Genomic DNA, 25,418 nt, shown 5'->3' with positions numbered 1-25,418 from the left:
CCCGAACCGCCGAACCCGCGGACGCATCGTCGGGATGCGGTGCGAAGGCCTTCGTTCTTCCACGAGCCTGCCATTCGATTGCACCAAAACCATCCGAAGAACCGGGGCGACCTGCACGATAACACTTAGGACCGGACCCGTTTCATGCGCGACTTCTTCATCAACGCCTTCGACATGCTCGTCGGCATCATCGTGATCCTCGGCGCCATCGGCGTCGTCATCGCGGCCCTCATCGCGGCGCTGACCGACAACGGCGGCGGATTTCTCGCAGCGATCGGCATCCTGATCGGCGGATCGCTCTACTTGGTCCTGATCGGGGGCGGTATGTATCTGGGCCTCGGGATCTATCACAACACGCGCCGGATGGCGGACGCGGTGGAGCGCGCGCCGCGCTGACGGGTCAGGTCTGCGGCACGAGGTCCAGCACGAAGCCGGCCACCTTCTCGGCCGGCATCTCGCAGGGCTTCAGCCGCGGACCGGCCTGCAGGCGATAGAGGTTCAGGCTGACGTAATCCGACCCGTCCAGGGCCCGCGCCACCAGCTTCTCGGACGCGCCGCCGGCGAACAGGCTGCGCGTGACCAGCCAGTCCCTACCCTGCGAACGCCCCCGGAAGGTGCCCAGCGGCAAATCCGTCAACGCGCGGGCCACGGCCGCGGCGCGGGTCATTTCCGGCCGATCCGCGGCTCCGTCCCGGCGCGCAGGCGGGCGATGTTGTGGCGATGGAAGACCACGATCATCACCGCGAAGACCACGCCCAGCCCCACGGCGTCCGGCCGCAGCCACAGCGCCCAGAGCGGCGTCGCCACGGCGGCCGCGATTGCCCCGAGCGACGAGATGCGCGTGATCGCCGCCGCCGCCAGCCACGTCGCGCAGGCCGCCAGGCCCAGCGGAAACGCCAGCATCAGGACCGTGCCCAGGAACGTGGCCACCCCCTTGCCGCCGCGAAAGCCCAGCCAGACGGGCCACGCATGGCCCACGAAGGCCGCCAGACCGGCCAGCTGGGCCGCGTCCTCGCCAAGGGTCAGGCGCGCGCACAGGACGGCCAGCCCCCCTTTGCCGGCGTCGCCCAGAAGGGTCAGGAACGCGGCGAGCTTGTTGCCCGTCCGCATGACGTTGGTCGCGCCGATGTTCCCGGACCCGATCCGTCGCAGGTCGCCCAGCCCGAACAGCCGCGCCATGACGATCCCGAAGGGAACCGCGCCGATCAGGTAGGACAGGATCGCCGCGATCAGCATCCAAGCGCCCGGTGTCGTCAGTTCAGGCATCGGCGCGCGCCCTCTCGAAAACGGGCACGCCGCCGACCCAGGTTCCCAGCACGCGCCCCTCCATCCGGGCGCCGTCGAAAGGCGTGTTCTTCGACTTCGATGCAAGGCACCAGCGATCCAGGACGAAGGGCGCGTCGGGATCGAACAGCACCAGATCGGCCGGCGCCCCGACATCGAGCGTGCCGCCCTCGAGACCAAGCCGCCGGGCCGGGTTCAGCGACAGCGCGCGCCACAGGCGGGCCAGGTCGATATGGCCGGCATGGACGAGGCGCATCGCCGCGGGCAGCAGCGTCTCCAACCCGACGGCGCCAGGCGCGGCCTCCTCGAACGGAAGCCGCTTCGATTCCTCGTCCTGCGGCGTGTGCATCGAGGAGATGACGTCGATCGTGCCCTCGGCCAGGGCTTCGACGATCGCCAGCCGATCGGCCTCCTCGCGCAGCGGCGGCGTCACCTTGAAGAAGGTCCGATAGGCGGCCACGTCCAGCACGTTCAGCGTCAGATGATGGATCGACGTCCCCGCCGTCACGTCCAGCCCAGCGGCGCGGGCGCAGCGGAGCGCCGGCAGCGCGGCGGCGGTCGTCACCTGGTCCAGATGATAGGCGACCCCCGTCGCCTCGGCCAGGGCGAGGTCCCGCTCGACGCCCAGACGCTCGGCCAGCGGCGAGACGCCGGGCAGGCCACGCAGGGCCGCGAACTTGCCGTTCGTGACGCAGGCACCGTCGCTCAGCCCCGCGTCCTGCGGGTGGCCGACGACAACGGCGCCCAGGCTGGCGGCATAGGTCAGGCAGCGCGAGAGGACCTTGGTATCCACGACCACATGCGTGCCGTCGCCGAAGGCCACCGCGCCCGCGTCGCGCAGAAAGCCGATCTCCACCATCTCGCGGCCTGTGCGGCCCCGTGTCAGCGCCGCCATGTGGCGGACACGGACGACCGCGTCGCGCGCCCGGTCACGCACATATTCCAGCGCCTCGGGGGCGTCGATCACGGGAATGGTATCGGGGCGGCAGACCATCGTGGTGACCCCGCCGCGCGCGGCCGCCAGACCGGCGGTGCGAAAGCTCTCCTTGTGGCGCTCCCCCGGCTCGCCGACCTTGACGCCCCAATCCACGATGCCGGGCGCCAGACAGCGGCCGCGACAGTCAATCACCCGATCGGCCGGGCCCGGCCCTGCGATCCGGCCATCGGCCACGCGCAGGTCGCCCCGGCGTTCCGCCCCGGCGACGGGGTCGATCAGGCGGGCATCGGTGAAAAGGGTCGTGGTCATGGCCCCGGACCTATCGCCGGGACCACGCCAAGTCCATCGCGCAGGCGGAGGTCAGAAAAGGAAGACCAGCCCCGCCAGGACCAGCGCGGCGAGGACGATACCCACGATCATGCGGTTCGACATCGGACGGCCCGTCGACGCGGCCGGGGTCGCCAGGCGCGGCTCCTTCGCGGCGGGGGGCAGGTCGCGGGGGGCATTGTCGGCCTCGGCCGGCGCGTAGCTGCCGATAAGCGTCAACTCGGGGCGGGGGTCGAGCGTCTCCACCCCCTCCACCGCGCGGGGCGCCAGCACCAGCACGTCGCCCGACAACGCGTCGAGCCGCGCCGCGTCAGTCTCCAGAACCGGCGCGGGAATGTCATGCGCCTGGGCCAGATAGGCCCGCAGCCCCATGGGTGCGACATCCCGCACCGCGAACACCTCGGCGTAGGTCGGGTCGATGGGCGCACCCAGCGCCTCGGCCAGCGGGGTGGTCTGCGGCACCTCCTTGGTCAGGCGCGAGAGATAGGTCTGATGCGCCAGCTTCAGCGGCCCGTCCGAGACCGAGAAGACATGGATGCGGGGGTCGCGGGGCGGGATACTGATGCTCATGTGCGGCAGACCTCTGCTGGTTGCGGTCGCGTGTCAACGCACGGCGGCCCGCGCGGTTCGATCGGTTTGGCCCCGGGGCCGACCCGGCCGGATAATCCCGGAGTCGGCGAACCTTCTCGCGGGCCGGGCGACAGACCGCCCCGGGCTGGTCGATCGCGCCGAAGGTGCAGCTTCCGCCATCGCCTGTCCAGACACCAAGGGCCCGGCCGACCGCCGAACGCGCCGCTGCTTCGTCGAAGGTCACCCGCCCCTCGCGCGATCCCGAAAAAGATACGAGCGGCGAAGACGTCAGCGCCCGCTCTCTCCGATTGCGATTGGGACGCGTGTGCGGGATCGACGCGCGGCCATCCGTCGGAACATAAGTCGTACCCCGACGGATCCGGGCGTCCCGGGCGATCCGACCCGCCGTCGGATACAGGCCGACAATCAGGAAGACCGTCAACAGGCAGGATGCGGGGAAGGTTGCGGGACCGGGGGATCCGCCAGCCACTCAAACCCGACAAATGCCGTCCACACGGCGGAAATGAGAACGAGCAGGATGTCAGCCGCTCGGAACACGAACAGCCGACGGGAAGGCCTGTCCCGCCCGGAGGACTCTCTCGCCCGGATCGAGTGGGAAATCCGCGTTCAGTCCACTCTCCGTGCCCGCGCCAGCAGGTCCATCGCCGCCATTCGGACGGCGACGCCCATCTCCACCTGTTCCTGGATAACGCTGCGGTTGATATCGTCGGCCAGCGTCCCGTCGATCTCCACCCCGCGGTTCATGGGGCCGGGATGCATGACGATGGCATCGGGGGCCGCATGGGCCAGCTTGGCCGCGTCGAGGCCGAAACGATGATAGTATTCGCGCTCGGACGGGATGAACGCGCCGTCCATCCGCTCCTTCTGCAGGCGCAGCATCATGACGACATCGGCACCCTTCAGGCCCTCTTCCATGTCGTCGGTGACCTCGACGCCCAACTCGCCGACCTGCGGCGGCATCAGGGTGGGCGGGCCGATCAGGCGCACCCGGTTCTCCATCTTGCCCAGCAGGATCAGGTTCGACCGCGCCACGCGGCTATGCGCGATGTCGCCGCAGATCGCGACGGTCAGGCGGTGCAGCCGGCCCTTGGCACGGCGGATCGTCAGCGCGTCGAGCAATGCCTGCGTCGGGTGTTCGTGCCGCCCGTCGCCCGCGTTGATGACCGCGCAGTTGACCTTCTCGGCCAACAGGTTGACCGCGCCTGAGTGCGGATGGCGCACCACCAGCAGGTCGGGCCGCATCGCGTTCAGCGTCAGCGCCGTGTCGATCAGCGTTTCGCCCTTCTTCAGGCTGGACGCCTGCATCGCCATGTTCATGACATCCGCGCCCAGCCGCTTGCCCGCGATCTCGAAACTGGCCTGCGTGCGGGTCGAGTTCTCGAAGAACATGTTGACCTGCGTCAGGCCCGACAGCACGGCGTCATGCTTCCCGCCCGACCGGGTCTGATCGGCATAGCGATCGGCCAGATCCAGCAGGGCCGTGATCTCGACGGGGTGCAGGGGCTCGATCCCCAGCAGGTGGCGTTGCGTGAAGGTCATGGCGTCCTCATGCGGCGCGGCGGGACGGCGATCAAGCCCCGCGTCACGCCGCTCGCTACCACCGCCACCCGCGAAACCCGACATCGAGGCGCAGGCCGGAAGAGTCGAACCCCTCGATCGTGGAGCGGCGGCGCGTCCAGCGAAGGCCGGTGCGAAAGTGCTTGCCGACCGGCCGGGTGACGCCGGCGGTAAGGACGCGATCTTTGCGGCGTTCACCCAGCAGCGGCGTGCCCGTCTGGCGCAAATGCCCGACCGAAAAACGTGTGGGCGCGCCCGCCACGCGGCGCGACAGCGCCGCTGTCCCACCCAGGACATCGCTGCCCGCGGTCGCCGTCAGCGAAACCAGTCCGACCCGGTCGTTCGCGGTCAGGAACGTCCCCTGAACGCCACGGCGCACCGTCTCGCCATCGGTGTTCCACCAGATCCCCGCGCGCCATTCGTGATCGCCCAGGCCCGAGGAGAACAGGCCGATCCGCTCGATCTCGGCGCTGCGGACGGCGCTTGAGGACAGTGCCCGTTCGCGCCCCGAAACCCCGACGCAGCCACGCCATGCGCTCCAGTCGAGGTTGCCGCGCTCGGCGCAGGCCCGCAGGCCGCCCCTCGCATCGTTCAGGTCAAGCTCGGGCGCGTGTCGCAGCGACAGATGCGCGTCGAATGACAGCCGCACCCGGCTTGCCACGGCGAAGGCGATCCCGGCGCCCGCGTCGATGCCCGCCACGAAGCCGGCGCGGGCACGCGACCCATCGTCGACGGTGAACCGCAGGCCCGAAAGTGTCAGGGTGTCGGCCGCGGTGCCGCCATTGACGTTCTCGTCCCAGTCGAGCGCCGGCGTCAGGTCGAAGCTGCGTTGCGCCACGAAGGCCGGTCGCCCCCCCTTCTTGGACAGGGCGAGGCGCCGGACCAGGCGCAGCGCCTCGGGTCGGTATCCGGCCGGCCGGTCGCGCAGCAGCGAATACAGGAACAGCCGATCCGAACCGGACAGCACGGCCGCTTCCCAGGCCGCTTCGGCACGGCCGGCCAGCCCCACCGAAAGCACGGCCGCGGCCAGCGTCAGGACCCATCTCGTCATTTCGATACCCTCCGGCGGCAGGACAGCGGCACCCGCGCGGGCGCCGCTGTCGGGACCGTCTAGTCCTTTTCGCCCGCGATCAGGATGGCAAGATCCGATGTGCCTGCGGAGTTTCCAATAGTGGCGTCGCCGCCACCGCGCAGGGCCGCGGCATCATCGCCCCGGAATTCGCCACCGATCCGGCCGTCGATCTGCTCCAACTCGTCCTCGACGCGAATGGTGCCCTCGGCGGCGACCAGGAACTCGGTATCGTTGATGCGACCGTCGCGCAGAGCGATGCTGCCGTCGATCTCGCCCAGATCGCGGTCACGGAGATCGTCGATCCGGCCCCGGATCGTGCCTCCGTCGAAATCGGCGGTCATCTGCAGATCGCCGAACGCGGTGATCGCATCGTCGTCCAGATTTGCATCGCCGGTCCGGCTGTCGACCACATCGTCGAGCGTCCTGTCGACGGCGAAGGCTGCACCACCGCTGTAGGTCGCGGTTCCCGTAACCGGCATGTCAGCCCGGGTCGTCAGCGGCAGTGACGAGACGCGGTCGGCCAGCGCCACGGAATCGTCGCGCAGATCGGTGAAGCCGGCCGCATCACCGCCTCCACCACCGCCGCCACAAGCCGAAAGACCGGCCACCGCAAGAATTGCAACTGCCGATTTTACATGAATTTTCATAGCGTTCCTTCTTTTCTTCAATCGCGGATATGCCCCGCGACCGGGCTTATTGGCGGAAAGTTGCCGGCCATGCAGATCGCCATCTTCGGCGCCATCCCGATCTGTGTCTTGCGGAACACGGCAGGGCGAGAGTTGACGCCGCGACGCAAGGCGTCGGGGGCCGGTCGGCAGCATCCGTGAGAAATTTTTCCTCGTGTTTACGATCCGTTAGGGTTCGATTCTACGCGATCTCTGAAACGGCCCCATCGGGACGCGGGACGGCGCGCGACCGCTGGCCTTTCCCGGGCATGGGGGACTAATGTGCGCGAATGGATAGCCTCGACCTCGATCCCTTCACCGCGCGCGCGACGCTGGAATGGCTGGTCGAACTGGGCTGCGACGAGGCCATCGGCCCGACCCCCGTGAACCGTTTCGACCTGCCCGACCGGCAGCCCGAACCCGCCCGTCCGGCACCGGCCGCGACCCCGTCCGCCGCCCCCCCCGCACCGACCGGCGACGACCCCCTGCGCGAGGCGGAGCGCCGCGCCGCCGCCGCCGCGACGATCGCCGAGCTGCGCGACGCCGTGGCCGCGTTTCCCTATTGCGAACTGAGGCTGGGCGCGCGCGCGACGGTGTTCGCCGACGGCAACCCCAAGGCGCGGGTGATGATCCTGGGCGACGCCCCCGACCGCGACGCCGATCGCTCGGGCGTGCCGTTCTCGGGGGATGAGGGCGCGTTGTTGGACAGGATGCTGGCCGCGATCGGCCTGGCCCGCGGCCACGCCGATGGGGACCGCGCGGCCTATCTGTCCTGCCTTCTGCCCTGGCGACCGCCCTCGGGTCGCGAGCCGGAGCCCGAGGAGATCGCCGTGATGATGCCGTTTCTGGAAAGGCACGTCGAACTGGCCGATCCGAAGGTCCTCGTCCTGATGGGCAATCAGATCTGCGGCGCGGTTCTGGGCCGGCGCGGCGTCACGGGACTGCGCGGCACTTGGACCGAAGGGTTCGGCCGTCCCGCCTTGCCGATGCTGCCGCCGGCCTATCTGATGCGGCATCCGGCGGCCAAGCGCGATGCCTGGGCCGATCTGCTCGAACTGTCCGCGAACCTGGCCCGGAAGGATGCCGAATGACCTACACGCCTCCCGATGTCTGGACCTGGGACGCTGAATCCGGTGGGACCTTCGCCAAGACGAACCGCCCCGTCGCCGGCGCCACCCACGACGCGCCCCTGCCGCGGGGCGACCACCCCTATCAATTACACAGTCTGGCCACGCCCAACGGCGTGAAGGTCACCGTGCTGTTCGAGGAGCTGCTGGAGGCCGGCCATGACGCCGAATACGACGCCTGGCCCATCGATATCGGGGAGGGCGCGCAGTTCGGATCGGGCTTCGTCGAGATCAACCCGAACTCCAAGATCCCCGCGCTGCTGGACCTGACCGGCCCAGAGCCTGTGCGCGTGTTCGAAAGCGCGGCAATCATGCTGCACCTGGCTGAACGCCATGACGCGTTCCTGGGCGGGCCGCGCCCCGAGATGCTGTCCTGGCTGTTCTGGCAAATGGGCAGCGCGCCGTTCCTGGGCGGCGGGTTCGGGCATTTCTACGCCTATGCGCCCGAGAAATACGAATACCCCATCAACCGCTACGCGATGGAAACCAAGCGGCAGTTGGACGTGCTGAACCGGCACCTCGCCGATCACGAATGGATGGCCGGCAGCTATTCCATCGCCGACATGGCGATCTGGGCATGGTACGGCCAATTGTGCCTGGGGCGGCTCTACGACGCTGCGGAGTTCCTGTCGGTCCAGGAGTACGAACATGTCGTGGAATGGGCCAAACGCATCGACGCGCGGCCGGCGGTGCTGCGCGGGCGCAAGGTCAACCGCATTTCCGGCGACGACGAGACGATGAAACTGCCGGAGCGCCATTCGGCCGCCGATTTCGACTGAAGGATCGGACCGCCCGCGCGGTCCGACCCGCCGGGGGCTCGCCCCCGGACCCCCAAGGTACTTTTCGCCAGAGGAAGAGGAGGCCCGATGTCCGAGCGCGCGTTCGTTCCCTGCCGGATCGCCGTCCTGACGGTGTCGGACACGCGGCAGGCGTCCGACGACCGCTCCGGCGATACGCTGGTCGCGCGGCTGGAGGCGGCGGGCCACGTGCTGGCGGCGCGTGGTCTTCTGCAGGACGAGCGGGACATGATCGCCGGCAAGCTGCGCGAATGGTCCGAGAACCCCGACATCGACGTCATCCTGACCACGGGCGGCACCGGCCTGACCGGCCGGGACGTGACCGTCGAGGCGCATCGCGACGTCTATGACAAGGAGATCGACGCCTTCGGCACGATGTTCACGATCGTCAGCATGGAGAAGATCGGCACGTCGGCCGTGCAGTCCCGCGCCTGCGCGGGCGTGGCGCGAGGGACGTATCTCTTCGCCTTGCCCGGTTCGCCTTCGGCCTGTCGCGATGCCTGGGACGCGATCCTGGCGCCGCAGCTCGACTATCGCCACAAGCCCTGCAATTTCGTCGAGATCATGCCGCGCCTTGACGAACACCTGCGACGGAAATGACTGCGACGAACGTGTGAGTTGGCAGACCGTGCCAATCCCTTAAGATCGGCATGTCGCTGTCGTCGGAGCCCGGATGCGTTTTCTTTCCCGAAGCCTGGTCGGATTGTTCCTCGCCGCCCTGACGGCGGGTCTGCTGGTCTGGGCCGGGCAGATCGTCCTGTCGGCCCTTCGCGACCGCCAGGCAGACTCCGGCGGCGGCGGCCCGGTCCGCGAACGCGTGCTGGCGGCCAACGTGGTGACGGCCACGCCCGCGACGGTCACGCCGGTCATGACCGCCTTCGGCGAGATCCGCGCGCGCCGCGTGCTGGAGCTTCGCGTGCCGGTGGGCGGACGGATCGTCGACCTCGCACCCGGGTTCGAGGAAGGCGGCCGCGTCGAGGCGGGACAGACCCTGCTGCGGCTGGACCCCGCGGGGGCGGAGGCGGCGCTGGCGGTCGCGCGCACCGATCTGGCCGGCGCCGAGGCGGAACTGCGCGACGCGGAACGCGGACTGGAGCTGTCGCGTGCGGAGTTGTCGGGGGCCGAGGCGCAGCGCGATCTGCAGGAACAGGCCCTGCAGCGCCAGAGGGACCTGTCCGAACGGGGCGTCGGCGCCGCCGCCGCGATCGAGGGCGCGGCCCTGGCCCTGTCAACGGCGGAACAGACGATCCTGTCGCGGCGCGGCGCCGTCGCCCAGGCTGAAACCCGCGTCGATGCCGCGCGGCTGGCCATCGACCGGGCGCGCATCGCGGTCGACAATGCCCGGCGCGACCTTGATGACCGAACGCTGACGGCAGGCTTTGCCGGCCAGCTGACCGACGTGTCCGTTCTGCGGGGCGGCATCCTGGCGGCGAACGAACGTATCGCGACCCTGATCGATCCGTCCGCGCTGGAGGTGGCCTTCCGTCTGTCGGCGGCCCAGCACGCGCGCCTGCTGGACGAAAGCGATGGGCTGATCGGCGCCCCGGTGCGCGCAATCCTCGATGTGGACGGCCTGGCCATCGCCGCGCGCGGGACGATCACGCGCGAGGCCGCGCAGGTCGGGGACGGCCAGACCGGGCGGCTGGTCTTCGCCATGCTCGACGATCCGCGTGGCTTCCGACCCGGCGACTTCGTTCGCGTCGAGGTCGAGGAACCCGCGATCGCCGCCGCCATGCGCCTGCCGGCGACGGCCCTGTCGGCGCAAGGCAGCGTCCTCGTTCTCGACGCGGAAGACCGCCTGCGCGAGGCACCGGTCGTGCTGCTGCGCCGTCAGGGGGACGACGTTCTGGTTGTAGGCGACATCGCCGGGTCGGAGGTCGTGACCGAACGCACCGCCGCGCTGGGCGCGGGCATCCGTGTGCGACCGCTGAGGGCGGGCGCGGCGCCGGCGCCGGCCCTCGTCGCGCTCGACCCGGAACGGCGCGCACGGATTGTCGCCTTCGTCGAGAGCAACACCCGCATCCCCGCCGAGGTACGGAGCCGGATGCTGACGCAGCTGGAGGCCGAGGAGGTCCCGGCCGCGATGGTCGAACGCCTGGAATCCCGGATGGGCGGCTGAATGGGCATCCTGGGCTACTTCACCCGCCACCGGACGGCCGCCAACCTGCTGCTGCTGGCGATGCTGGCCGCGGGGCTGCTGAGCCTGCCCAACATGCGCGCGCAGTTCCTGCCCGACATCATCGTCGAGGACATCGCCGTCACCGTCGCATGGGACGGCGCCGGGGCCGAGGACGTGGATCGCGGGATCGTGCAGCTTCTGGAGCCGGCACTGTTGACGGTGGATGGCGTGACCGAGACCTCCGCCACATCGCGCGAGGGGCGCGCCACGATCACGCTGGAGTTCGAACCGGGGATCGACGTCGCGGCCGCCAAGGACGACGTGCAGGCCGCCGTTGACGGCGTGACGGGATTGCCCGACGGCATCGAAGAGCCCGAAATCCGCCAGGGCCGCTGGCGCGACCGCGTGACGGACGTGATCGTGACCGGCCCGCTGGGCGTGGATCAGCTGGCGCGGATCACCGACGAGTTCGTCGCCCGGCTGTTCGCCGCCGGCGTCACCCGCACCACGATCCGCGGCGTGGCCGCGCCCGAGGTGGTCGTCGAGATCCCGACCGCGAGCTTGCTGCGGCATGAGCTGACGATGGCCGAGGTCGCGGCCGCCCTTGCGCAGCAGGCGCAGGCCGATCCGGCCGGGGACGTCACCGGCGCGAATGCCCGCGTGCGCACCGGCGAGGCCCGCCGCGACATCGCCGAGATCGAGGCGATCGTCCTGCGGCGCGATGCCAGCGGCGCCGCGCTCACCGTGGGGGACATCGCGCGCGTCACCGCCGAGGGAGTGGACCGGGAGCGGGCCTATTTCGTGGGCGACGACCCCGCGATCAGCCTGCGCGTGGACCGCTCGGCCGAGGGCGATGCGATCGGCCTGCAACGCACCGTCGAGGCGGTGGCCGCCGAAATCATCGCCGACGCCCCCGAGGGCACGTCGATCGAGCTGATCCGAACCCGAACCGAGGCCATCACCGGGCGGATCGCGACGTTGCTGGACAACGCGGCGCTGGGCCTTGGGCTGGTCCTGATCCTGTTGTTTCTGTTTCTGAACGCGCGCACGGCCTTCTGGGTGGCGGCGGGCATTCCGGTCGCCCTCTTCTCGGCCATCGCGTTGATGTGGGTGGCAGGCATCACGATAAACATGGTCTCGCTCTTTGCGTTGATCATCACGTTGGGGATCGTGGTCGACGACGCCATCGTCGTGGGCGAGCACGCGGATTTCCGCGCCCGCCGCCTGGGCGAGGCACCCGCCGTGGCCGCCGAGAACGCCGCGCGCCGCATGTTCACGCCCGTCTTCTCGGCGACGCTGACCACGGTGATCGCGTTCTTCGGCCTGGTTACGATCGGCGGGCGGTTCGGCGACCTGATCATCGACATCCCGTTCACCGTTATCGTCGTGCTGATGGCCTCACTGGTCGAGTGCTTCCTGATCCTGCCGCATCACATGGCCGGCGCACTGCGCCACACAGCGCGCGCGCATTGGTACGACTGGCCATCGCGGCAGGTGAATGCCGGCCTGCGCCTCGTGCGCGAACGTCTGTTCCGGCCAGCCATCGGCCTGGCGTTGCGGCTGCGCTATCCGATCCTCGGCGTCGCATTCGTCCTTCTGGCATCACAGGTCGCGCTGGTGATGCGGGGGGACGTGCAGTGGCGGTTCTTCAACGCGCCCGAACGCGGGTCGGTCACCGGCAATTTCGCCATGGCCGACGGTGCCACCCGGGCGGATGCCCTGGCGCAGATGCGCGAGTTGCAGCGCGCCACCGAGGCGCTGGGCGTGAGCTACGAGGACGAGTACGGGACCAATCCGTTGGCCTATGTGCTGGCCGAGATCGGCGGCAATACCGGACGTCCCCTGCCCTCGGCCGATGACAAGGACGCCGACCAGCTGGGTGCCATCTCGATCGAGTTGATCGACGCCGACCTGCGGCCCTATTCCAGTTTCGAATTCGTGGCGGCGTTGCAGGACAGCGTGACCCAGCTTCCCCTGACCGAGGAAATCAGCTTTCGCGGATGGCGTTCGGGCCCCGGAGGCGACGCCCTGGCGGTGGAGTTCTTCGGCAACGACGCGGCGACCCTGAAGGCGGCGGCCGGGGCGCTGAAGGCGGCCGTAATCCCCATCCCCGAAGTGTCGGGCGTCGAGGACAGCCTGCCCTACGACAAGGACGAGCTGATCCTGAACCTGACCCCGCAGGGCGAGGCGCTGGGCTTCGACGTCGGATCGCTGGGCCGGACGCTGCGCGACCGACTGAACGGGATCGAGGCGGCGACCTTCCCCGCAGGGCCCCGCACCGGTGCGATCCGGGTGGAGCTGCCGCGCGGCGAGGTCCGCGCGGACTTCCTGGACACGCTGCGCCTGTCGGCCCCCGGCGGCGGCACCGTCGCGCTGTCAGATATCGTGACGGTCCAGCTGCAATCCGGCTTCGCCACGATCGCCCGGCAGAACGGCGTCCAGATCGTCTCGGTCACGGGCGACATCGCGCAGGACGATGCCGCCCGCGCCAACGAGATCCGCGCGGAGGTCTCGGACCGGATCCTGCCCGAGATCGCCGCCATCCATCAGGTCGGCTACAGGCTGGGTGGCCTGGCCGAGCAGGAGCGCGCGTTCCTGACCGACGCGACGCTCGGCTTCCTGGCCTGCCTGCTGGGCATCTACCTGGTGCTGGCTTGGATCTTCTCCTCCTGGACGCGGCCGGGGGTGATCATGGCGGTGATCCCCTTCGGTCTGATCGGCGCGGTTTGGGGGCATTGGTGGTGGGACGTTCCCCTGTCGATGTTCTCGGTCGTGGGCCTGATCGGGATGACGGGGATCATCATCAACGATTCCATCGTGCTGGTGACGACGGTCGACGAATACGGCGAGGACCGCGCCTTGATGCCCGCAATCGTCGACGCGGTCTGCGACCGGCTGCGGCCAATCCTGCTGACGACGCTGACCACGGTGTTGGGCCTGACCCCCCTCCTCTACGAAACGTCGACGGATGCGCAGTTCCTGCGCCCTACGGTCATCACGCTCAGCTACGGTCTGGGCTTCGGGATGCTGCTGGTGCTGATCCTGGTGCCCGCGGTCCTGGCCATGGGGCACGACCTGTCACGGATCGCCACCGCGTTCCGCCGCATGGCCCGCCTGCCGCTGCGCCCGCGCGGGCGGGGCGTGGGCTTGGCCGGTCTGATCGCCGGAACGAGCGTCGTCGTCTGGGGATTTGCGACGGTGGGCTGGGCGCTCGCCACCGGGGCGCCCTGGCCGGGCCTGCGGCTGCCGGTCGACGGCATGGCGGCCAGTCTCGCGGTGTTCCTGGGTGGGACGGCGGTGTTGCTGCTGGCGGTGTGGATCGCAAGCGGAATCGCGATCGGACGCCGCCGCGCGACCTAGAGCGCGCCGGGCCGGGCCTCGCGCGCCATATGATCCAGCACGCCGTTCACGAAGCCGGCTTCCTTGCCGTCGGGGAAGAACGCGCGCGCCACCTCGACGAATTCATTGATGACGACCTTGGGTGGTGTCCGGGCCGCGATCAACTCGCCGCCCGCCGCGCGAAACAGCGCCCGCAAGGTCGGGTCGATCCGGCCCAAGGGCCATTTCGCGACCAGGGCGCGGTCGGTCATCCGGTCGATCTGCACCTGGTTGTCCACCGCCGCCTCCAGCAGCGCGCGGAACACGTCGATATCGCCTTCGGAGAACTCGCCCTCCTCGGTCACCATGCCGAACCGGTGATCCTCGAACTCGACGCGCACCTTGTCGACGGTCTGGCCCACCGCCTCCATCTGGAACAGTGCCTGAACGGCATAGAGCCGCGCGGCGGACTTCATCCGGCGCTTCAGAAGGCGTTTCTCGTCCTGGGTCATCTCGGCCATGGGCGCGACCTAGGGGGGCCGCCGGTTGCGGTCAAGCGACCGTCGGACCTTTCCGTGCGGCATCGTGCCGAAAGCTGCCGGGCTTGAACCCGACGCCGGACTCGGCCTTCCGCATCGACCGCCCCAGCGCGATCAGGTGCAGCGTCGCCGCCGCGGCCCCGCCCGCCGTGTCCAGGCGGTCGGCATCCGCGCGTTCCTCGGCCTGCTCCATGTTCTCGACCGTGATGATGCCGTTGCCGATGCACGCCCCGGCCAGGCCCAGCGTCGCGAGGGCCCGCGCGCTTTCGCCCACCACGACGTCGTAATGCGAGGTCCGCCCCCGGATCACGCATCCGAGCGCCACGTAGCCGTCGAACTCCGCCTGCCGATGCGCGATGCCGATGGCCGTGGGAATTTCCAGGGAACCGGGCATTTCCACCGTCTCGTGCTCGGCACCCGCGCGTTCCAGCACGCTGCGCGCCGAGGCCAGCTGCGCCGCCGAGATCGCGCCGTAATAGGGTGCGATCACGATCAGCACGCGGGGTGCGTCGCCGTCGAATGACGGCAGCGGAAGCACATTGTCGGAATGTCCGGCCATGTCAGGCCCCCTTCGGAATGGGCCGCGTGCCCGTGATCGACAGGCCGTATGCCTCCAACCCGACGATCCGCGGCGTGCCGGAATTGGTGACAAGTTCCATCTCGTGGATCCCCAGCGCCGCCAGGATCTGCGCCCCCAGCCCGTATTGCCGCAACTTCTGCGGCGAGACGCCGCCGGGATCGAGCTTCATCTCGGTGTCGCGCAACAGGACGACCACGCCCCGCCCCTCCGACGCGATCACGCCCATCGCGCCCGCCAGATCGCTTTCGCCGATACCGAGCGCATCCTCCAGCGGGTTCATCGCATGCATCCGCACCAGCACCGGGCCCGGCGCCGTCAGGTCGCCCTTGGTCAGCGCGATATGCTCGGCCCCCATCGTCTCGTCGGTGAAGACCCGCATCAGCCAGTCGCCCCCGACCTTCGACGTTACCGGCTGCGACGTGGTCTGGTTCACCAGGTTGTCATGCCGGCGGCGGTAGGAGATGAGGTCGCTGATCGTGCCGATCTTCAACCCGTGCCGCTGCGCGAAGGCGATCAGGTCGGGCAGGCGCGCCATCGACCCGTCCTCCTTCATGATCTCGCAGATCACGCCCGAGGGGTTCAGCCCGGCCAGTCGCGCGATGTCGGTCGCGGCCTCGGTATGTCCGGCGCGCACGAGGACGCCGCCGTCTCGCGCGCGCAGCGGAAAGACATGCCCCGGCGTGGCGATGTCGGCCGCGCCGCGGGACGCGTCGATGGCCACGCTGACGGTGCGGGCGCGGTCATGCGCGCTGATGCCGGTGCTGACCCCTTCGCGCGCCTCGATCGACACGGTGAACGCGGTCTCGTGACGGCTGGAGTTCTGCGACGCCATCAGCGGCAGGCCCAGCGCGTCGATCCGTTCGCCCGGCAGCGTCAGGCAGATCAGGCCGCGCCCATGCGTCGCCATGAAGTTGATCGCGTCCGGCGTGGCCATCTGCGCGGGAATGACCAGGTCGCCCTCGTTCTCCCGATCCTCGTGATCGACCAGGATGAACATCCTGCCGTTGCGGGCATCCTCGATGATGTCCTCGATGCGCGAGATCACCTCGGCATTCTCACGTTCCACCGGACCGGGCGTCTCGAAGGGGATGGGGTCTGCCATGTCGCACCTCGCTTTGCGCCCCCGTCTAGCGCCCCGGGCCCGGTCATGCCAGTGGCGCGCGCCTCACTTCGTCTGCATCCGACGGATCATCTTCATGACCATTCGGCGCGGCAGGAACGGGATCACCCAGTTCGTCGCCAGCGACAGCATCGGCTCGTTCACCACGTGCAGCTTGCCGGCCATCATCGCATCGTACCCGACCTTCGCGACCGTGTCCGGCGTCCGCCCCGCACCCTTCGTCAGCGGCGTACCGTCCAGATCGGCGCGGTCGGCGAAATCCGTCGCGACATAGCCCGGCGCCAGCACCGTCACGGTGACGCCCTTGGCGCGCAATTCGTCGTCCAAGGCCAGGCTGAAGCTCTGCATGAAAGCCTTGGTGGCGAAATAGGTCGCCTGCAAAGGCCCCGGCATCATGCCGGCGGTGGACCCGACGTTCAGGATCCGCCCGCCGCCCCGCGCGACCATGCCGGGCGCGATGGCGTGGCACAGCGTCATCGGGGCTACGACGTTCAGATCGACCATGGCAAGGTCCTCGGTCAGGTCGCGGGATATGAATTCGCCCCGCCCGCCGAAGCCCGCGTTGTTGATCAGGATGCCGATCTCGCGGCCTTCGGTCGCCGCCAGCAGCGTGGCCAGCCCCTCGGGCGTGCCCAGGTCGCAGGCGACGGGGGTGACGGCGACGCCATGCGCGCCCTCCAACTCCGCTTGCAACGCCTCCAGCTCGGGCAGGCGGCGTGCCGTCACGATCAGGTCGCCCCCCTTCGACGCGTGGTACTCGGCCAGGGCCCGGCCGATACCGCCCGACGCGCCCGTGATCAGCGCCAGCGTCATGCAGGCGTACCGAAATAGCGCGCGCCGGTCAGGTACCCGGCGGCACGGGCAGCGGCGCACCAACTCGCCTCGTACGAGGTCTCGCCGATCAGCAGCACACCTTCCGGCGGCAGGTTCCGTGCGGCCAACGTATCGCGCAACCGGTCACGCATGGCGGCCCAACTGTCGGTGAAAGGCGGGGCCTCGGCGGCCCAGTCCAGCGGCGGCAGGGCGTCGGGCGCCAGCGGAAGATGCACCAGCACGCCGCGTTCGGCGACGACCTCCGCCAGCTTGGCCGCACGGGCCGCGTCCATCTCGGCCCGCCGGATCATGCCCAGCGCGTTGGACGAGAACAACAGCGCCACGATGTCCCGCCCCGTCGCCGCCCGCACGCCGGCATAGGTGCGATAGTCGAGGCCCAGCGCCGATGCCCGCCGAACGCGCATGCGGACCACCTCGACGGGCATCGTCTTGGGAATCAGATCGGCCCGCGCCTTCCGCCATTGATGCAGGCGGCTGGAATAGCCGTGGAAATCCTGTCGCGAGTTGTGGCCGATGCCGGGGCTATGGGTCATGGGACGCTCCTGCGGGATGGGGTTGATCCAGCCACGGGACGGGGACAGACACAACCATGATCCTTCGCCGCCATCCCCGCCTCACCCTTCGGCGTCTGTCGCCGGACGACCTGTCCGCGTTCCAGGCCTATCGCACCGAGCCGGAACTCGGGCGCTATCAATCATGGGAGGTGATGGATGACGACAGGGCCCGCACCTTCCTCGCGGCCGTCGCCACCGCGCCGCTGTTTGAGGACGGCGAATGGAGCCAAATCGGCATCGCGCAAGAGGACCGTTTGATCGGCGATATCGGTCTCTGCCCGCGCGGCGACGACGTGGAATTCGGCATCACGCTCGCCACGACCGCGCAGGGCAAGGGTTTGGGGCTGATCGCGCTTTGCGAGGTGATGGCGCTTGTCTGGGCCGAAACGGACGCCCGCCGGATCATCGGGATCGCGGATGCGGAGAATGTCGCCTCGACCCGGCTGATGGAACGCGCGGGCATGAATCTGATCGTACGAGAGGACACCGTCTTCCGCGGCGAACCCTGCATGGAGATCACCTACGCGGCGTCCCGTCCCTGATCAGCCCACCGACGGTCCCCAAGGCGACAGTCAGGTAATGGCGTGCTCGGCGTTGGATTGCATCCGGCGAAGCAGATCGAAGGCCCTTTCCCGATCATCCTTCGAAAAGCCGGCGAACAATGCCTCGTTTATCCTCTCATGAAAGTCAGAAAGGTGATCCAGTCCGCGCCCCTTGTCCGTCAGTGTAACGAGCGTGGCGCGGCCGTCTGCTTGATGTCTCTGCCGAACCAGCAGACCACGGTCTTCCATACGGTCAAGTATGCGCGACGTTGCGGGCAATCCTGTTCCGACAAGGTCGGAAAGTGCACTGACGGTGAGCGCGCCGTCGCGCCACAGGCACGACAGGATCGCCCATTGCGGCAGCGACAAGTCATGTGGGTCAAGGAGTTGCGCGCAGAGCGCGTTCATCCGACCCGTCGTGAAGTTCAAAAGCCTGCCGATGGATCGAGGCGGGGCCCTCATTTTTGTTGCCATGTAAACATAACCGCAATATAGTTTACTTGTAAATCACCATACGATGCGCGGTATCAGGAAACAACACGCGGCGATCTCGCGGCGCAGGGTGTCGCGCGTCTTTGCGGGAGAGGACGAGATGGCGAAGAAGGTGCTGATGATCGGCTGGCATCCGACAGTCGTGGATTACGCGAAATATCCGGGTCTGACCTCCGAGAAATTGGAAAGCGCGCTGCGGGCGGACGAAAGGCGGCTGAACGAAGAGGGGTACGAGGCGTCGATCGGGTTCATCTTCGATGGCGACACGGCGACGGATCAGCTGACCGAGAACCTGAAGGAGAGCGCCTATGACGTGATCCTGATCGGGGCAGGTGTCCGCAAGGACGACGATCATTTCCTGATCTTCGAGAATCTGATCAACGTCGTCCACCAACACGCGCCGAACGCACGCATCGCGTTCAATACCGGACCAACCGACTCGCACGCCGCGGTCCGACGATGGACGTGATCCTCTTGGAAGCGGGGCCCCGGCTATTTCCGAGCGCGCTTCTGGATCCTGTCTTGGGGCCGGTACGAGAGACCAGCCATCCCGCGCAGCCGCGGCATTTGCCTTTTGGGCTCGTCTCAGCTGATGGAACGGGCGGGGATCGGCTTGGCCGCGCGCGAAGGGACGGTCTTCTGCGGTGAACCCTGCACCCAGATCACATATGCGATGCCCCGTCCCTGACCAGCCAGCCGACCGTCCGCGTGGCGTCATCGCGTGCGGCATCCTCGGTCGCGAAGCCCAGGCGCGGCGGATGCAGGTGCCGCCAGCCATGCGCATCCTCGGGGTCGCGGCGACATTCGACCCATCCGAACGCGGCCCCGCCGCGCAGGATGTCGACGCAGCGGTCTCCGAACCGATCCTCCAGCGAGGCGAGGACCAGCGGCTTCACGATGCCTCCGCCAGCCGCGCGACATAGCGGGCCAGCGTGTCGATCTCCAGGTTCACCGCGTTGCCGGGGGCCGCGGTGCCCCAGGTCGTGACCGCCTGCGTGTGCGGGATCATGTTGACCCCGAAGATGGCGCCGTCGACCTCGTTCACGGTCAGCGAGGTGCCGTTCAGAGCCACCGATCCCTTCGGCGCGATGAAGCGGGCAAGCGCCGGGGGGGCTTCGAACCGGAAGCGCATGGAGTCGCCCTCGGGCGTGATCGACACGATGGTCGCGACGCCATCGACATGGCCCGATACGATATGGCCCCCCAACTCGTCGCCCACCCGCAGGCTCCGCTCCAGGTTGACGCGGCGGCCTTCCGTCCAGGCCCCCAGCGCCGTGCGCGCGAGGCTCTCGGCGCTGACATCGACGTCGAACCAGCCCCCATTGGCATCCGTCCCGCGGTCCACCACCGTCAGGCAGCAGCCGTCGCAGGCGATCGACGCGCCCAGGTCGATGCCGTCCGTATCATAGGCCGTTCCGATCCGCGCGCGCAGGTCGCCCCTGCGGTCCAATGCGCGGACGGTGCCCATATCGGTGACGATGCCTGTGAACATTCGGGCCTCCGCAGATGTCGAATCCGGCCTAGCCCTGTGGGCAATCTGCCGCAAGTGCCCCAATAGTGACACAATGGGGCCTTTCCCCTGACGAAGCGCCGCCCGATAAACGTCGCGACAAGCCCGAGGTCGACATGCGTTCGGACCGCCGATTTCTGTTCCTGCAAGGGCCCCACGGGCCCTTCTTCCATCGCCTTGGCGTGCTGCTGCGCGCTGCGGGGTGCGAGGTCTGGCGCGCGGGCTTCAACCGGGGGGACGAGGCGTTCTGGCGCGACCGGGACAGCTATATCCCGGTGACCTGTCCGCCCGCGGAATGGCCGCGGACCTGCGCGGACATCCTGGACGGCAAGGGCATCACCGACCTCGTGCTCTATGGCGACGTGCGCGAGATCCATGCCTCCGCCGTCGATCTGGCGCGCGAACGGAACCTGCGCATCCACGTCTTCGAGGAGGGATACCTGCGCCCCTGGTGGGTCAGCTACGAACGCGACGGGTCGAACGCCAATTCCCGGCTGATGGACAAGCCCGTGGCCGAGATGCAGGATGCGCTTGCGCAGCATGACCTCGACCTGCCGGACGCACCGGCGCATTGGGGCGACATGCGGCACCACGTCTTCTACGGCATGCTGTATCACTGGCTCGTCCTCACGCAGGGCCGCAAATACCGCGCCTACCGGTCCCATCGCGACATCACCGTCGCGCGGGAATTCCGCCTGTACCTCCGGCGCATGCTGACAATGCCATTCGCGGCCATGCAGCGAAAGCTCGCCACCTGGCGCATCACGCATGGCGGCTTTCCCTATCACCTGTGCCTGATGCAACTGGAACACGACGCCAGCTTCCGGGCCCATTCGCCCTTCGCCTCGATGACCGAGTTCCTGGAGGTGGTGATCGACGGTTTCGCCCGCGGCGCGCCGACGCATCACCATCTGGTCCTCAAGACCCATCCGCTGGAGGATGGGCGCGCCCCGGTCCGCGAAGCCATCCGGCGCCTGATCGCACGGTATGGCCTGGACGGGCGGGTGCATTATCTGCGCGGCGGCAAGCTGGCCCATCTGATGAACGAGGCGCGCAGCGCGATCACCGTCAACTCCACCGCCGCGCAGCAGGCGCTCTGGCGCGGATTGCCTGTCAAGGCGCTGGGCCGGTCGGTCTATGCCAAGCCGGAATTCGTCAGCGATCAGCCGGTCGCGTCCTTCTTCGCCGATCCCGAACGGCCCGACAGCCGCGCCTATCGGGACTATCGCCACTACCTTCTGGAGACGTCGCAGGTGGCGGGCGGCTTCTATTCGGCGCGCGGGCGGCGGCAACTCCTGCGCCAGGTGGTCGACATGATGCTGTCCGATCTCGACCCCTATGACCGCCTGGCCACCGGACGACCGGCGCCCAGGCAGAACCTCAAACTGGTGTCCGGCTAGGACATCGCAAAACCGACCCGTGACCCGGATGGGGGCAAACCCCCGCAGGATGGACACGGGCAGATGGAAAGGCAGAGCAAGTGATGACACAGGCAACCCGGGGCGCGAAGGCGGTCGCCCTCCTCCTCGCCGTGACCCTGGTGGCGTCTTGCGGGACGCTGCCGCGATCCGGCCCCAACAAGCGCGAGATCTATGCGGGCTCCGTCCTCAACGAGGGGGACGCCTTCATCGTCGCGGTCAATTCCCGCGTGACGGCCACGACGGCCGTGACCCCGGCCCTCGGCTTCAGCGCGGCGTTCCGCAATGCCGGACCCATCGGCGCCGACACGATCCGGCCGGGCGACACGCTGGGCCTGATCATCTACGAGAATGTCGAGGATGGCCTGCTGACCAACACCGGCGCCTCGGCGTCCCTCATCGACGAGGTGCAGGTCGACAGCGCGGGCATGATCTTCATCCCCTATGCCGGCCGCATCCGCGCCGCTGGCAACACGCCCGAGGCGCTGCGCCGCATCATCACCACCCGGCTGGACGAGCAAACGCCCGATCCGCAGGTCGTCGTCCGGCGGCTGGCGGGCGACGGCGCGACCGTCAGCGTGGTCGGCGGTGCCGCGGCGCAGGGCGTGTATCCCATCGAACGGCCCACCCGGACCCTGACGGCGATGATCGCGGCGGCCGGCGGCATTGCCGTGGAACCCGAAGTCGCGCTGGTCACGGTGACCCGCGGCCACCGGGTCGAGACGGCATATCTCTCCGATCTCTACCGCGACCCGTCGCTCGACATCGCGCTGCGCGATGGCGACACGATCTTCATCGAGGAAGACACACGCGCCTTCACCGTCCTCGGCGCGACGGGCACGCAGAACCGGCTGGAGTTCGAGACCGAAGTCATCTCGGCGATCGAGGCGCTGGCCCAGGTCGGTGGTCTGAACCCGCTGATGGCCAACCCAACCGGCGTCTTCGTCTTTCGCAACGAGCCCGAACCCATCGCCGAGGCCGTGCTGGGCCGCGACGACCTGCAGGGGGCCCAGCGCATGGTCTATGTTCTGGACCTGACCGAGGTGAACGGCATGTTCAACGCCCGCGACTTCGTGATCCGGGACGGCGATACCGTCTATGTCACCGAGGCCCCCATCGTGGCCTGGAACCGCTCGGTCGCCGCGGTCTTCGGCTCGCTCGGCCAGTTCCGCCAAGCCAGCGCGGCGGTCGGTGTCAGGTAACGAACCTGCGGTTCCCGACGGGGGCCGCATCACCGCGCGCTACGTCTCGGGCGGGTTCCTTTCGCGCCGCATCCGACGGATCGCGTCGCTGGCCGGCATGGACCTGCGGCCCGGACTGCCGCGCCCCGGCGAGTACGTCGCCGCCTGGGGCCATGCCGGAACCTCGGCCCGGGCCGAGGCGGTCGCCGCCCGTCGCGGCGCCCCGATCCTGCGGTTCGAGGACGCGTTTCTTCGCTCCCTCCACCCCGGCCGTACGCGGGGTGGCGCCCGCGAGGCGCCGCTTGGCCTGGTCATCGACGACCGGGCCGCCCATTTCGACAGCCGCACGCCGTCGCGGCTGGAAGTCCTGCTCGCCACGCATCCATTCGACGATGGCGACCTGATCGCGCGCGCACGGACCGCGATGCTGGAGATGACGATGACCGGCGTGACGAAATACGCCGCCACCCGGACCGACATCGCGCCCCCCGACCCCGGATACGTCCTGGTGATCGACCAGACCCGCGGCGATGCCTCCATAGGTTTGGGCAACGCCTCCGAGACGACGTTTCGCGAGATGCTGCTGATCGCGCGGGAGGAGAACCCGGGCGCGCGGATCGTCATCAAGACGCATCCCGACACGGCCGCCGGCCACCGCCCGGGCCATTACGGCCCGGTCAACGCCGTGCATGGCGCGGTGCTGGAGACGCGCAACCTGCCGCCCGTCGACCTGCTGTCCGGGGCCACGCGCGTCTATACCGTCAGCAGCCAGCTCGGCTTCGAGGCGATGCTGCATGGCCACCGGCCCGTCACCTTCGGCCAGCCCTTCTATTCCGGCTGGGGCCTCGACGACGACCGCAATCCGCTGGACCGTCGCCAACGCAAGCTGACCCGCGTTCAGCTTTTCGCGGGGGCGATGGTCCTCTATCCGAAATGGTACGACCCGCATGACGACAGGCTGTGTGACCCGGTCGACATCATCCGCATCCTCGACGCCCGCGCGCGGGCCTGGCGCGATGACCGCGAAGGATGGTCGGCGCCAACCATGCGCCTGTGGAAGCGGGCACCGCTGCGGCAATTCCTGTCGAACGACGTGACGTTCCGCGACGCGGCGGGCCGGCGTCGGCTGGGCTGGGGCGCCGATGACGCCTCGGTCACGCCGCCGGCGGATGCACGGCTGGAGGACGGCTTCCTGCGCTCGCGGGGTCTGGGCGCGGATCTGGTCGCGCCGCTCTCGCTCGTCCTCGACCGGCAGGGCATCTATTACGACCCGACCCGCCGCTCCGACCTTGAGGATCTGATCCTCGCCGCGGCCGAACTGCCCCCCGAGGCGTTGCAGCGGGCCCGCGACCTGCGTGCGGCGATCCGGGACGGGGGCCTGACCAAGTACAACCTGGGCGGCGCAGTGCCCGACCTGCCCGACGGCCCGGTGGTCCTGGTCCCCGGGCAGGTGGCCGACGATGCGTCGATCCGCCTGGGCACATCGGACGTGGCCGACAACGCCGCCCTGCTGCGCGCGGCCCGTGACGCGAACCCCGATGCCTTCGTGATCTACAAACCCCATCCCGATGTCGAGGCCGGACTGCGCGACGGTGCGATCGACGCCCGCGAAGCCGACCTGGTCGCCGCGCGCGCCGATCCTCTGGCATTGATCGCACGTGCCGATACCGTCTGGACGATGACGTCGCTGCTGGGGTTCGAGGCCCTGTTGCGCGGGACGCCGGTGGTCACGCTGGGCGCACCGTTCTATGCGGGTTGGGGTCTGACGCGGGACCTGGGCCGGGTGCCCGCGCGGCGCAGGGCGGCACGCCCATCACTTGACGCGCTCGTCCATGCCGCGCTGATCGCCTATCCGCGCTATCACGACCCGGTGCTGCAGGCCCCCTGCCCGCCGGAGGTCGTGGTGCGGCGGCTGGCCGAGGGGTCCCTGCCCCGGCGCGGCGCGGCGAACCGCCTGCTGGCCAAGGCGCAGGGTCTGCTGGCCAGCCGTGCCCATCTCTGGCGTTAGCCGTCCAGCCGCTGCAGGATCTCGTCCGTCAGGGCCGCGATCTCGGCGGCAGCAGGCTTGGCGCCGGCGAACTCCCGAACGGCCAGCCCGGCACCCATCGCCTCAGCGAAGGCCACGCGGTTCGAGATGGCACAACCGGCCGCATCCGCATCTAAGCCCGACAGCGCCGCGCGGATCGCATGGGTCAGCCGCGTTGCCGCGCGACCGCGGTTCAGCACGGCCAGCGGCCGCTTGCCCTCCCGCGCGGCCATCTCCAGCACACCCTCCGTCGCCCAGAGATCGACCTGGCTGGCCGAGACCGGCACCACGATCAGGTCCGACGCCTTTAGCGCGGGGCGCAGGTCGCTGTCGATCTTTGGAGGCGTGTCGATCAGCACGAAATCATGACTGTCGCGGTACTTGCCCGCCTCGTACCCGATACCCCAGGCCGAAGAGGTCGAGAATGTCAGATCGCCCTGCACCCCCTTTTCGCGTTCGAACCGCGTCATGAACCAACGACCGAGCGAGCCCTGCGGATCGCTGTCCAGCAAGGCCACGGCACGGCCTCGTGCGGCCAGTTCGACCGCGATATTCGCGGTCAGGGTCGTCTTGCCCGAACCGCCCTTTTGCTGGGCGAAGGTGATGACGGTGGCCATGGGTCGCTCCGATGCTGCGATGCGGCACGAGGCATGCGCGAAATCGGACGCGGCGTCAACGCGACCGCGCCCGGTTCCGTGCGATCGGCTTTCGCCTGGGGCGGGTGCATCCGGACGGTTCGGTCAGAGGATTGATGGTGGAGCCGAGGGGAATCGAACCCCTGACCTCGTCATTGCGAACGACGCGCTCTACCAACTGAGCTACGACCCC

Annotated in this window: 27 protein-coding genes and 1 tRNA gene; 11 read left to right on the top strand and 17 right to left on the bottom strand. The window is 69.0% G+C overall.

Annotation, left to right across the window (positions count from 1 at the left end; all coding sequences use genetic code 11):
• Nucleotides 1-144 precede the first annotated feature (144 nt).
• Nucleotides 145-396: a hypothetical protein gene (locus MWU52_RS16415; protein ID WP_246954146.1), complete on the top strand. Its 252-nt coding sequence runs from the start codon at nucleotides 145-147 to the stop codon at nucleotides 394-396.
• A gap of 4 nt (nucleotides 397-400) precedes the next feature.
• On the opposite strand, the gene MWU52_RS16410 is transcribed toward MWU52_RS16415, so the two are convergent.
• From MWU52_RS16410 to MWU52_RS16380, 7 genes are all read right to left on the bottom strand, one after another.
• On the bottom strand, nucleotides 401-667 hold the full coding sequence (locus tag MWU52_RS16410) for a hypothetical protein (RefSeq protein ID WP_246954144.1): 267 nt from the start codon (nucleotides 665-667) through the stop codon (nucleotides 401-403).
• Nucleotides 664-1,266, bottom strand: coding sequence for a glycerol-3-phosphate 1-O-acyltransferase PlsY (gene plsY / locus MWU52_RS16405; protein ID WP_246954142.1), 603 nt, complete (start codon nucleotides 1,264-1,266; stop codon nucleotides 664-666). The genes MWU52_RS16410 and plsY overlap by 4 nt, the downstream gene beginning before the upstream one ends.
• Entirely contained in the window at nucleotides 1,259-2,530 is a 1,272-nt protein-coding gene (pyrC, locus tag MWU52_RS16400; protein WP_246954140.1) for a dihydroorotase, read from the bottom strand. Before pyrC ends, plsY begins: the two co-directional genes overlap by 8 nt.
• 51 nt (nucleotides 2,531-2,581) lie before the next feature.
• On the bottom strand, nucleotides 2,582-3,118 hold the full coding sequence (locus MWU52_RS16395) for a hypothetical protein (protein WP_246954137.1): 537 nt from the start codon (nucleotides 3,116-3,118) through the stop codon (nucleotides 2,582-2,584).
• Between the two features lie 627 nt (nucleotides 3,119-3,745).
• Complete coding sequence (locus tag MWU52_RS16390; protein WP_246954135.1) at nucleotides 3,746-4,678, bottom strand: aspartate carbamoyltransferase catalytic subunit; 933 nt, start codon at nucleotides 4,676-4,678, stop codon at nucleotides 3,746-3,748.
• Between the two features lie 55 nt (nucleotides 4,679-4,733).
• Entirely contained in the window at nucleotides 4,734-5,747 is a 1,014-nt protein-coding gene (locus MWU52_RS16385) for a hypothetical protein (RefSeq protein ID WP_246954133.1), read from the bottom strand.
• A gap of 59 nt (nucleotides 5,748-5,806) precedes the next feature.
• On the bottom strand, nucleotides 5,807-6,589 hold the full coding sequence (locus MWU52_RS16380; protein ID WP_246954132.1) for a transferrin-binding protein-like solute binding protein: 783 nt from the start codon (nucleotides 6,587-6,589) through the stop codon (nucleotides 5,807-5,809).
• 134 nt (nucleotides 6,590-6,723) lie between these two features.
• Between MWU52_RS16380 and MWU52_RS16375 the strand changes: the two genes are divergently transcribed.
• The 5 genes from MWU52_RS16375 to MWU52_RS16355 all read left to right on the top strand — a co-directional run bounded on the left by MWU52_RS16375 (nucleotide 6,724) and on the right by MWU52_RS16355 (nucleotide 13,836).
• Nucleotides 6,724-7,524, top strand: a complete 801-nt coding sequence (locus tag MWU52_RS16375; RefSeq protein ID WP_246954131.1) for a uracil-DNA glycosylase — start codon at nucleotides 6,724-6,726, stop codon at nucleotides 7,522-7,524.
• Nucleotides 7,521-8,339 (top strand): glutathione-dependent disulfide-bond oxidoreductase, encoded by an 819-nt coding sequence (gene yghU / locus MWU52_RS16370; RefSeq protein WP_246954130.1) that lies wholly within the window; start codon nucleotides 7,521-7,523, stop codon nucleotides 8,337-8,339. The genes MWU52_RS16375 and yghU overlap by 4 nt, the downstream gene beginning before the upstream one ends.
• Before the next feature lie 87 nt (nucleotides 8,340-8,426).
• The gene (moaB, locus tag MWU52_RS16365) at nucleotides 8,427-8,957 is read left to right on the top strand and encodes a molybdenum cofactor biosynthesis protein B (protein ID WP_246954129.1); all 531 of its coding nucleotides are present in this window, start codon (nucleotides 8,427-8,429) and stop codon (nucleotides 8,955-8,957) included.
• A 73-nt stretch (nucleotides 8,958-9,030) separates the two neighbouring features.
• Nucleotides 9,031-10,476, top strand: a complete 1,446-nt coding sequence (locus MWU52_RS16360; RefSeq protein WP_246954128.1) for an HlyD family efflux transporter periplasmic adaptor subunit — start codon at nucleotides 9,031-9,033, stop codon at nucleotides 10,474-10,476.
• Nucleotides 10,477-13,836, top strand: a complete 3,360-nt coding sequence (locus MWU52_RS16355; protein ID WP_246954127.1) for an efflux RND transporter permease subunit — start codon at nucleotides 10,477-10,479, stop codon at nucleotides 13,834-13,836.
• Here MWU52_RS16355 and nusB read toward each other — a convergent pair.
• The 5 genes from nusB to MWU52_RS16330 form a co-directional block, all read right to left on the bottom strand.
• Entirely contained in the window at nucleotides 13,833-14,315 is a 483-nt protein-coding gene (gene nusB, locus MWU52_RS16350) for a transcription antitermination factor NusB (protein WP_246954126.1), read from the bottom strand. The two genes, MWU52_RS16355 and nusB, sit on opposite strands and share 4 nt — an antisense overlap.
• A 31-nt stretch (nucleotides 14,316-14,346) precedes the next feature.
• Nucleotides 14,347-14,892 carry a 6,7-dimethyl-8-ribityllumazine synthase gene (locus MWU52_RS16345; protein ID WP_246954124.1) on the bottom strand — a complete coding sequence of 182 codons (546 nt, stop codon included), beginning with the start codon at nucleotides 14,890-14,892 and terminating at the stop codon, nucleotides 14,347-14,349.
• A gap of 1 nt (nucleotide 14,893) precedes the next feature.
• Complete coding sequence (gene ribB, locus MWU52_RS16340; RefSeq protein WP_246954122.1) at nucleotides 14,894-16,015, bottom strand: 3,4-dihydroxy-2-butanone-4-phosphate synthase; 1,122 nt, start codon at nucleotides 16,013-16,015, stop codon at nucleotides 14,894-14,896.
• Between the two features lie 63 nt (nucleotides 16,016-16,078).
• Nucleotides 16,079-16,846, bottom strand: coding sequence for an SDR family oxidoreductase (locus MWU52_RS16335; RefSeq protein ID WP_246954120.1), 768 nt, complete (start codon nucleotides 16,844-16,846; stop codon nucleotides 16,079-16,081).
• Nucleotides 16,843-17,400, bottom strand: a complete 558-nt coding sequence (locus MWU52_RS16330) for a hypothetical protein (RefSeq protein WP_246954117.1) — start codon at nucleotides 17,398-17,400, stop codon at nucleotides 16,843-16,845. The genes MWU52_RS16335 and MWU52_RS16330 overlap by 4 nt, the downstream gene beginning before the upstream one ends.
• Before the next feature lie 56 nt (nucleotides 17,401-17,456).
• Between MWU52_RS16330 and MWU52_RS16325 the strand changes: the two genes are divergently transcribed.
• On the top strand, nucleotides 17,457-17,963 hold the full coding sequence (locus MWU52_RS16325; RefSeq protein WP_246954115.1) for a GNAT family N-acetyltransferase: 507 nt from the start codon (nucleotides 17,457-17,459) through the stop codon (nucleotides 17,961-17,963).
• A 30-nt stretch (nucleotides 17,964-17,993) separates the two neighbouring features.
• On the opposite strand, the gene MWU52_RS16320 is transcribed toward MWU52_RS16325, so the two are convergent.
• Nucleotides 17,994-18,371 (bottom strand): MarR family transcriptional regulator, encoded by a 378-nt coding sequence (locus MWU52_RS16320; protein WP_246954113.1) that lies wholly within the window; start codon nucleotides 18,369-18,371, stop codon nucleotides 17,994-17,996.
• A 184-nt stretch (nucleotides 18,372-18,555) separates the two neighbouring features.
• Here MWU52_RS16320 and MWU52_RS16315 point away from each other — a divergent pair, with 184 nt between their 5' ends.
• A complete protein-coding gene (locus MWU52_RS16315) occupies nucleotides 18,556-18,924 on the top strand; it encodes a hypothetical protein (protein ID WP_246954112.1) in 369 nt (122 codons plus the stop codon).
• A 193-nt stretch (nucleotides 18,925-19,117) separates the two neighbouring features.
• Here MWU52_RS16315 and MWU52_RS16310 read toward each other — a convergent pair whose 3' ends face one another.
• Together MWU52_RS16310 and MWU52_RS16305 are read right to left on the bottom strand one after the other, a co-directional pair.
• Complete coding sequence (locus MWU52_RS16310) at nucleotides 19,118-19,351, bottom strand: hypothetical protein (RefSeq protein ID WP_246954110.1); 234 nt, start codon at nucleotides 19,349-19,351, stop codon at nucleotides 19,118-19,120.
• On the bottom strand, nucleotides 19,348-19,947 hold the full coding sequence (locus MWU52_RS16305; protein WP_246954109.1) for a riboflavin synthase: 600 nt from the start codon (nucleotides 19,945-19,947) through the stop codon (nucleotides 19,348-19,350). Before MWU52_RS16305 ends, MWU52_RS16310 begins: the two co-directional genes overlap by 4 nt.
• 134 nt (nucleotides 19,948-20,081) lie before the next feature.
• Here MWU52_RS16305 and MWU52_RS16300 point away from each other — a divergent pair, with 134 nt between their 5' ends.
• The 3 genes from MWU52_RS16300 (at nucleotide 20,082) to MWU52_RS16290 (ending at nucleotide 24,572) form a co-directional block, all read left to right on the top strand.
• Complete coding sequence (locus MWU52_RS16300) at nucleotides 20,082-21,365, top strand: capsular biosynthesis protein (protein WP_246954108.1); 1,284 nt, start codon at nucleotides 20,082-20,084, stop codon at nucleotides 21,363-21,365.
• 83 nt (nucleotides 21,366-21,448) lie between these two features.
• Nucleotides 21,449-22,585: a polysaccharide biosynthesis/export family protein gene (locus MWU52_RS16295; RefSeq protein WP_246954107.1), complete on the top strand. Its 1,137-nt coding sequence runs from the start codon at nucleotides 21,449-21,451 to the stop codon at nucleotides 22,583-22,585.
• Entirely contained in the window at nucleotides 22,575-24,572 is a 1,998-nt protein-coding gene (locus MWU52_RS16290; protein WP_348645528.1) for a capsular polysaccharide biosynthesis protein, read from the top strand. The genes MWU52_RS16295 and MWU52_RS16290 overlap by 11 nt, the downstream gene beginning before the upstream one ends.
• On the opposite strand, the gene parA is transcribed toward MWU52_RS16290, so the two are convergent.
• Both parA and MWU52_RS16280 read right to left on the bottom strand, forming a co-directional pair.
• The gene (gene parA, locus MWU52_RS16285; RefSeq protein WP_246954106.1) at nucleotides 24,569-25,207 is read right to left on the bottom strand and encodes a ParA family partition ATPase; all 639 of its coding nucleotides are present in this window, start codon (nucleotides 25,205-25,207) and stop codon (nucleotides 24,569-24,571) included. The two genes, MWU52_RS16290 and parA, sit on opposite strands and share 4 nt — an antisense overlap.
• 135 nt (nucleotides 25,208-25,342) lie before the next feature.
• Nucleotides 25,343-25,418 (bottom strand) — tRNA-Ala (locus MWU52_RS16280).

It is taken from the genome of Jannaschia sp. S6380 (genome assembly GCF_023015695.1).
Lineage (GTDB): Bacteria > Pseudomonadota > Alphaproteobacteria > Rhodobacterales > Rhodobacteraceae > Jannaschia.
The sequence above is the reverse complement of the archived record's forward strand: the minus strand, read 5'-3'. Positions and strand labels throughout refer to the sequence as shown.

Bases quoted from the DNA above. Each gene is read 5' to 3' on its own strand.
- MWU52_RS16415 (WP_246954146.1), top strand. From the start codon at position 145: ATGCGCGACTTCTTCATCAACGCCTTCGACATGCTCGTCGGCATCATC.
- MWU52_RS16410 (WP_246954144.1), bottom strand. From the start codon at position 667: ATGACCCGCGCCGCGGCCGTGGCCCGCGCGTTGACGGATTTGCCGCTG.
- plsY (WP_246954142.1), bottom strand. From the start codon at position 1,266: ATGCCTGAACTGACGACACCGGGCGCTTGGATGCTGATCGCGGCGATC.
- pyrC (WP_246954140.1), bottom strand. From the start codon at position 2,530: ATGACCACGACCCTTTTCACCGATGCCCGCCTGATCGACCCCGTCGCC.
- MWU52_RS16395 (WP_246954137.1), bottom strand. From the start codon at position 3,118: ATGAGCATCAGTATCCCGCCCCGCGACCCCCGCATCCATGTCTTCTCG.
- MWU52_RS16390 (WP_246954135.1), bottom strand. From the start codon at position 4,678: ATGACCTTCACGCAACGCCACCTGCTGGGGATCGAGCCCCTGCACCCC.
- MWU52_RS16385 (WP_246954133.1), bottom strand. From the start codon at position 5,747: ATGACGAGATGGGTCCTGACGCTGGCCGCGGCCGTGCTTTCGGTGGGG.
- MWU52_RS16380 (WP_246954132.1), bottom strand. From the start codon at position 6,589: ATGCTGCCGACCGGCCCCCGACGCCTTGCGTCGCGGCGTCAACTCTCG.
- MWU52_RS16375 (WP_246954131.1), top strand. From the start codon at position 6,724: ATGGATAGCCTCGACCTCGATCCCTTCACCGCGCGCGCGACGCTGGAA.
- yghU (WP_246954130.1), top strand. From the start codon at position 7,521: ATGACCTACACGCCTCCCGATGTCTGGACCTGGGACGCTGAATCCGGT.
- moaB (WP_246954129.1), top strand. From the start codon at position 8,427: ATGTCCGAGCGCGCGTTCGTTCCCTGCCGGATCGCCGTCCTGACGGTG.
- MWU52_RS16360 (WP_246954128.1), top strand. From the start codon at position 9,031: ATGCGTTTTCTTTCCCGAAGCCTGGTCGGATTGTTCCTCGCCGCCCTG.
- MWU52_RS16355 (WP_246954127.1), top strand. From the start codon at position 10,477: ATGGGCATCCTGGGCTACTTCACCCGCCACCGGACGGCCGCCAACCTG.
- nusB (WP_246954126.1), bottom strand. From the start codon at position 14,315: ATGGCCGAGATGACCCAGGACGAGAAACGCCTTCTGAAGCGCCGGATG.
- MWU52_RS16345 (WP_246954124.1), bottom strand. From the start codon at position 14,892: ATGGCCGGACATTCCGACAATGTGCTTCCGCTGCCGTCATTCGACGGC.
- ribB (WP_246954122.1), bottom strand. From the start codon at position 16,015: ATGGCAGACCCCATCCCCTTCGAGACGCCCGGTCCGGTGGAACGTGAG.
- MWU52_RS16335 (WP_246954120.1), bottom strand. From the start codon at position 16,846: ATGACGCTGGCGCTGATCACGGGCGCGTCGGGCGGTATCGGCCGGGCC.
- MWU52_RS16330 (WP_246954117.1), bottom strand. From the start codon at position 17,400: ATGACCCATAGCCCCGGCATCGGCCACAACTCGCGACAGGATTTCCAC.
- MWU52_RS16325 (WP_246954115.1), top strand. From the start codon at position 17,457: ATGATCCTTCGCCGCCATCCCCGCCTCACCCTTCGGCGTCTGTCGCCG.
- MWU52_RS16320 (WP_246954113.1), bottom strand. From the start codon at position 18,371: ATGAACGCGCTCTGCGCGCAACTCCTTGACCCACATGACTTGTCGCTG.
- MWU52_RS16315 (WP_246954112.1), top strand. From the start codon at position 18,556: ATGGCGAAGAAGGTGCTGATGATCGGCTGGCATCCGACAGTCGTGGAT.
- MWU52_RS16305 (WP_246954109.1), bottom strand. From the start codon at position 19,947: ATGTTCACAGGCATCGTCACCGATATGGGCACCGTCCGCGCATTGGAC.
- MWU52_RS16300 (WP_246954108.1), top strand. From the start codon at position 20,082: ATGCGTTCGGACCGCCGATTTCTGTTCCTGCAAGGGCCCCACGGGCCC.
- MWU52_RS16295 (WP_246954107.1), top strand. From the start codon at position 21,449: ATGACACAGGCAACCCGGGGCGCGAAGGCGGTCGCCCTCCTCCTCGCC.
- parA (WP_246954106.1), bottom strand. From the start codon at position 25,207: ATGGCCACCGTCATCACCTTCGCCCAGCAAAAGGGCGGTTCGGGCAAG.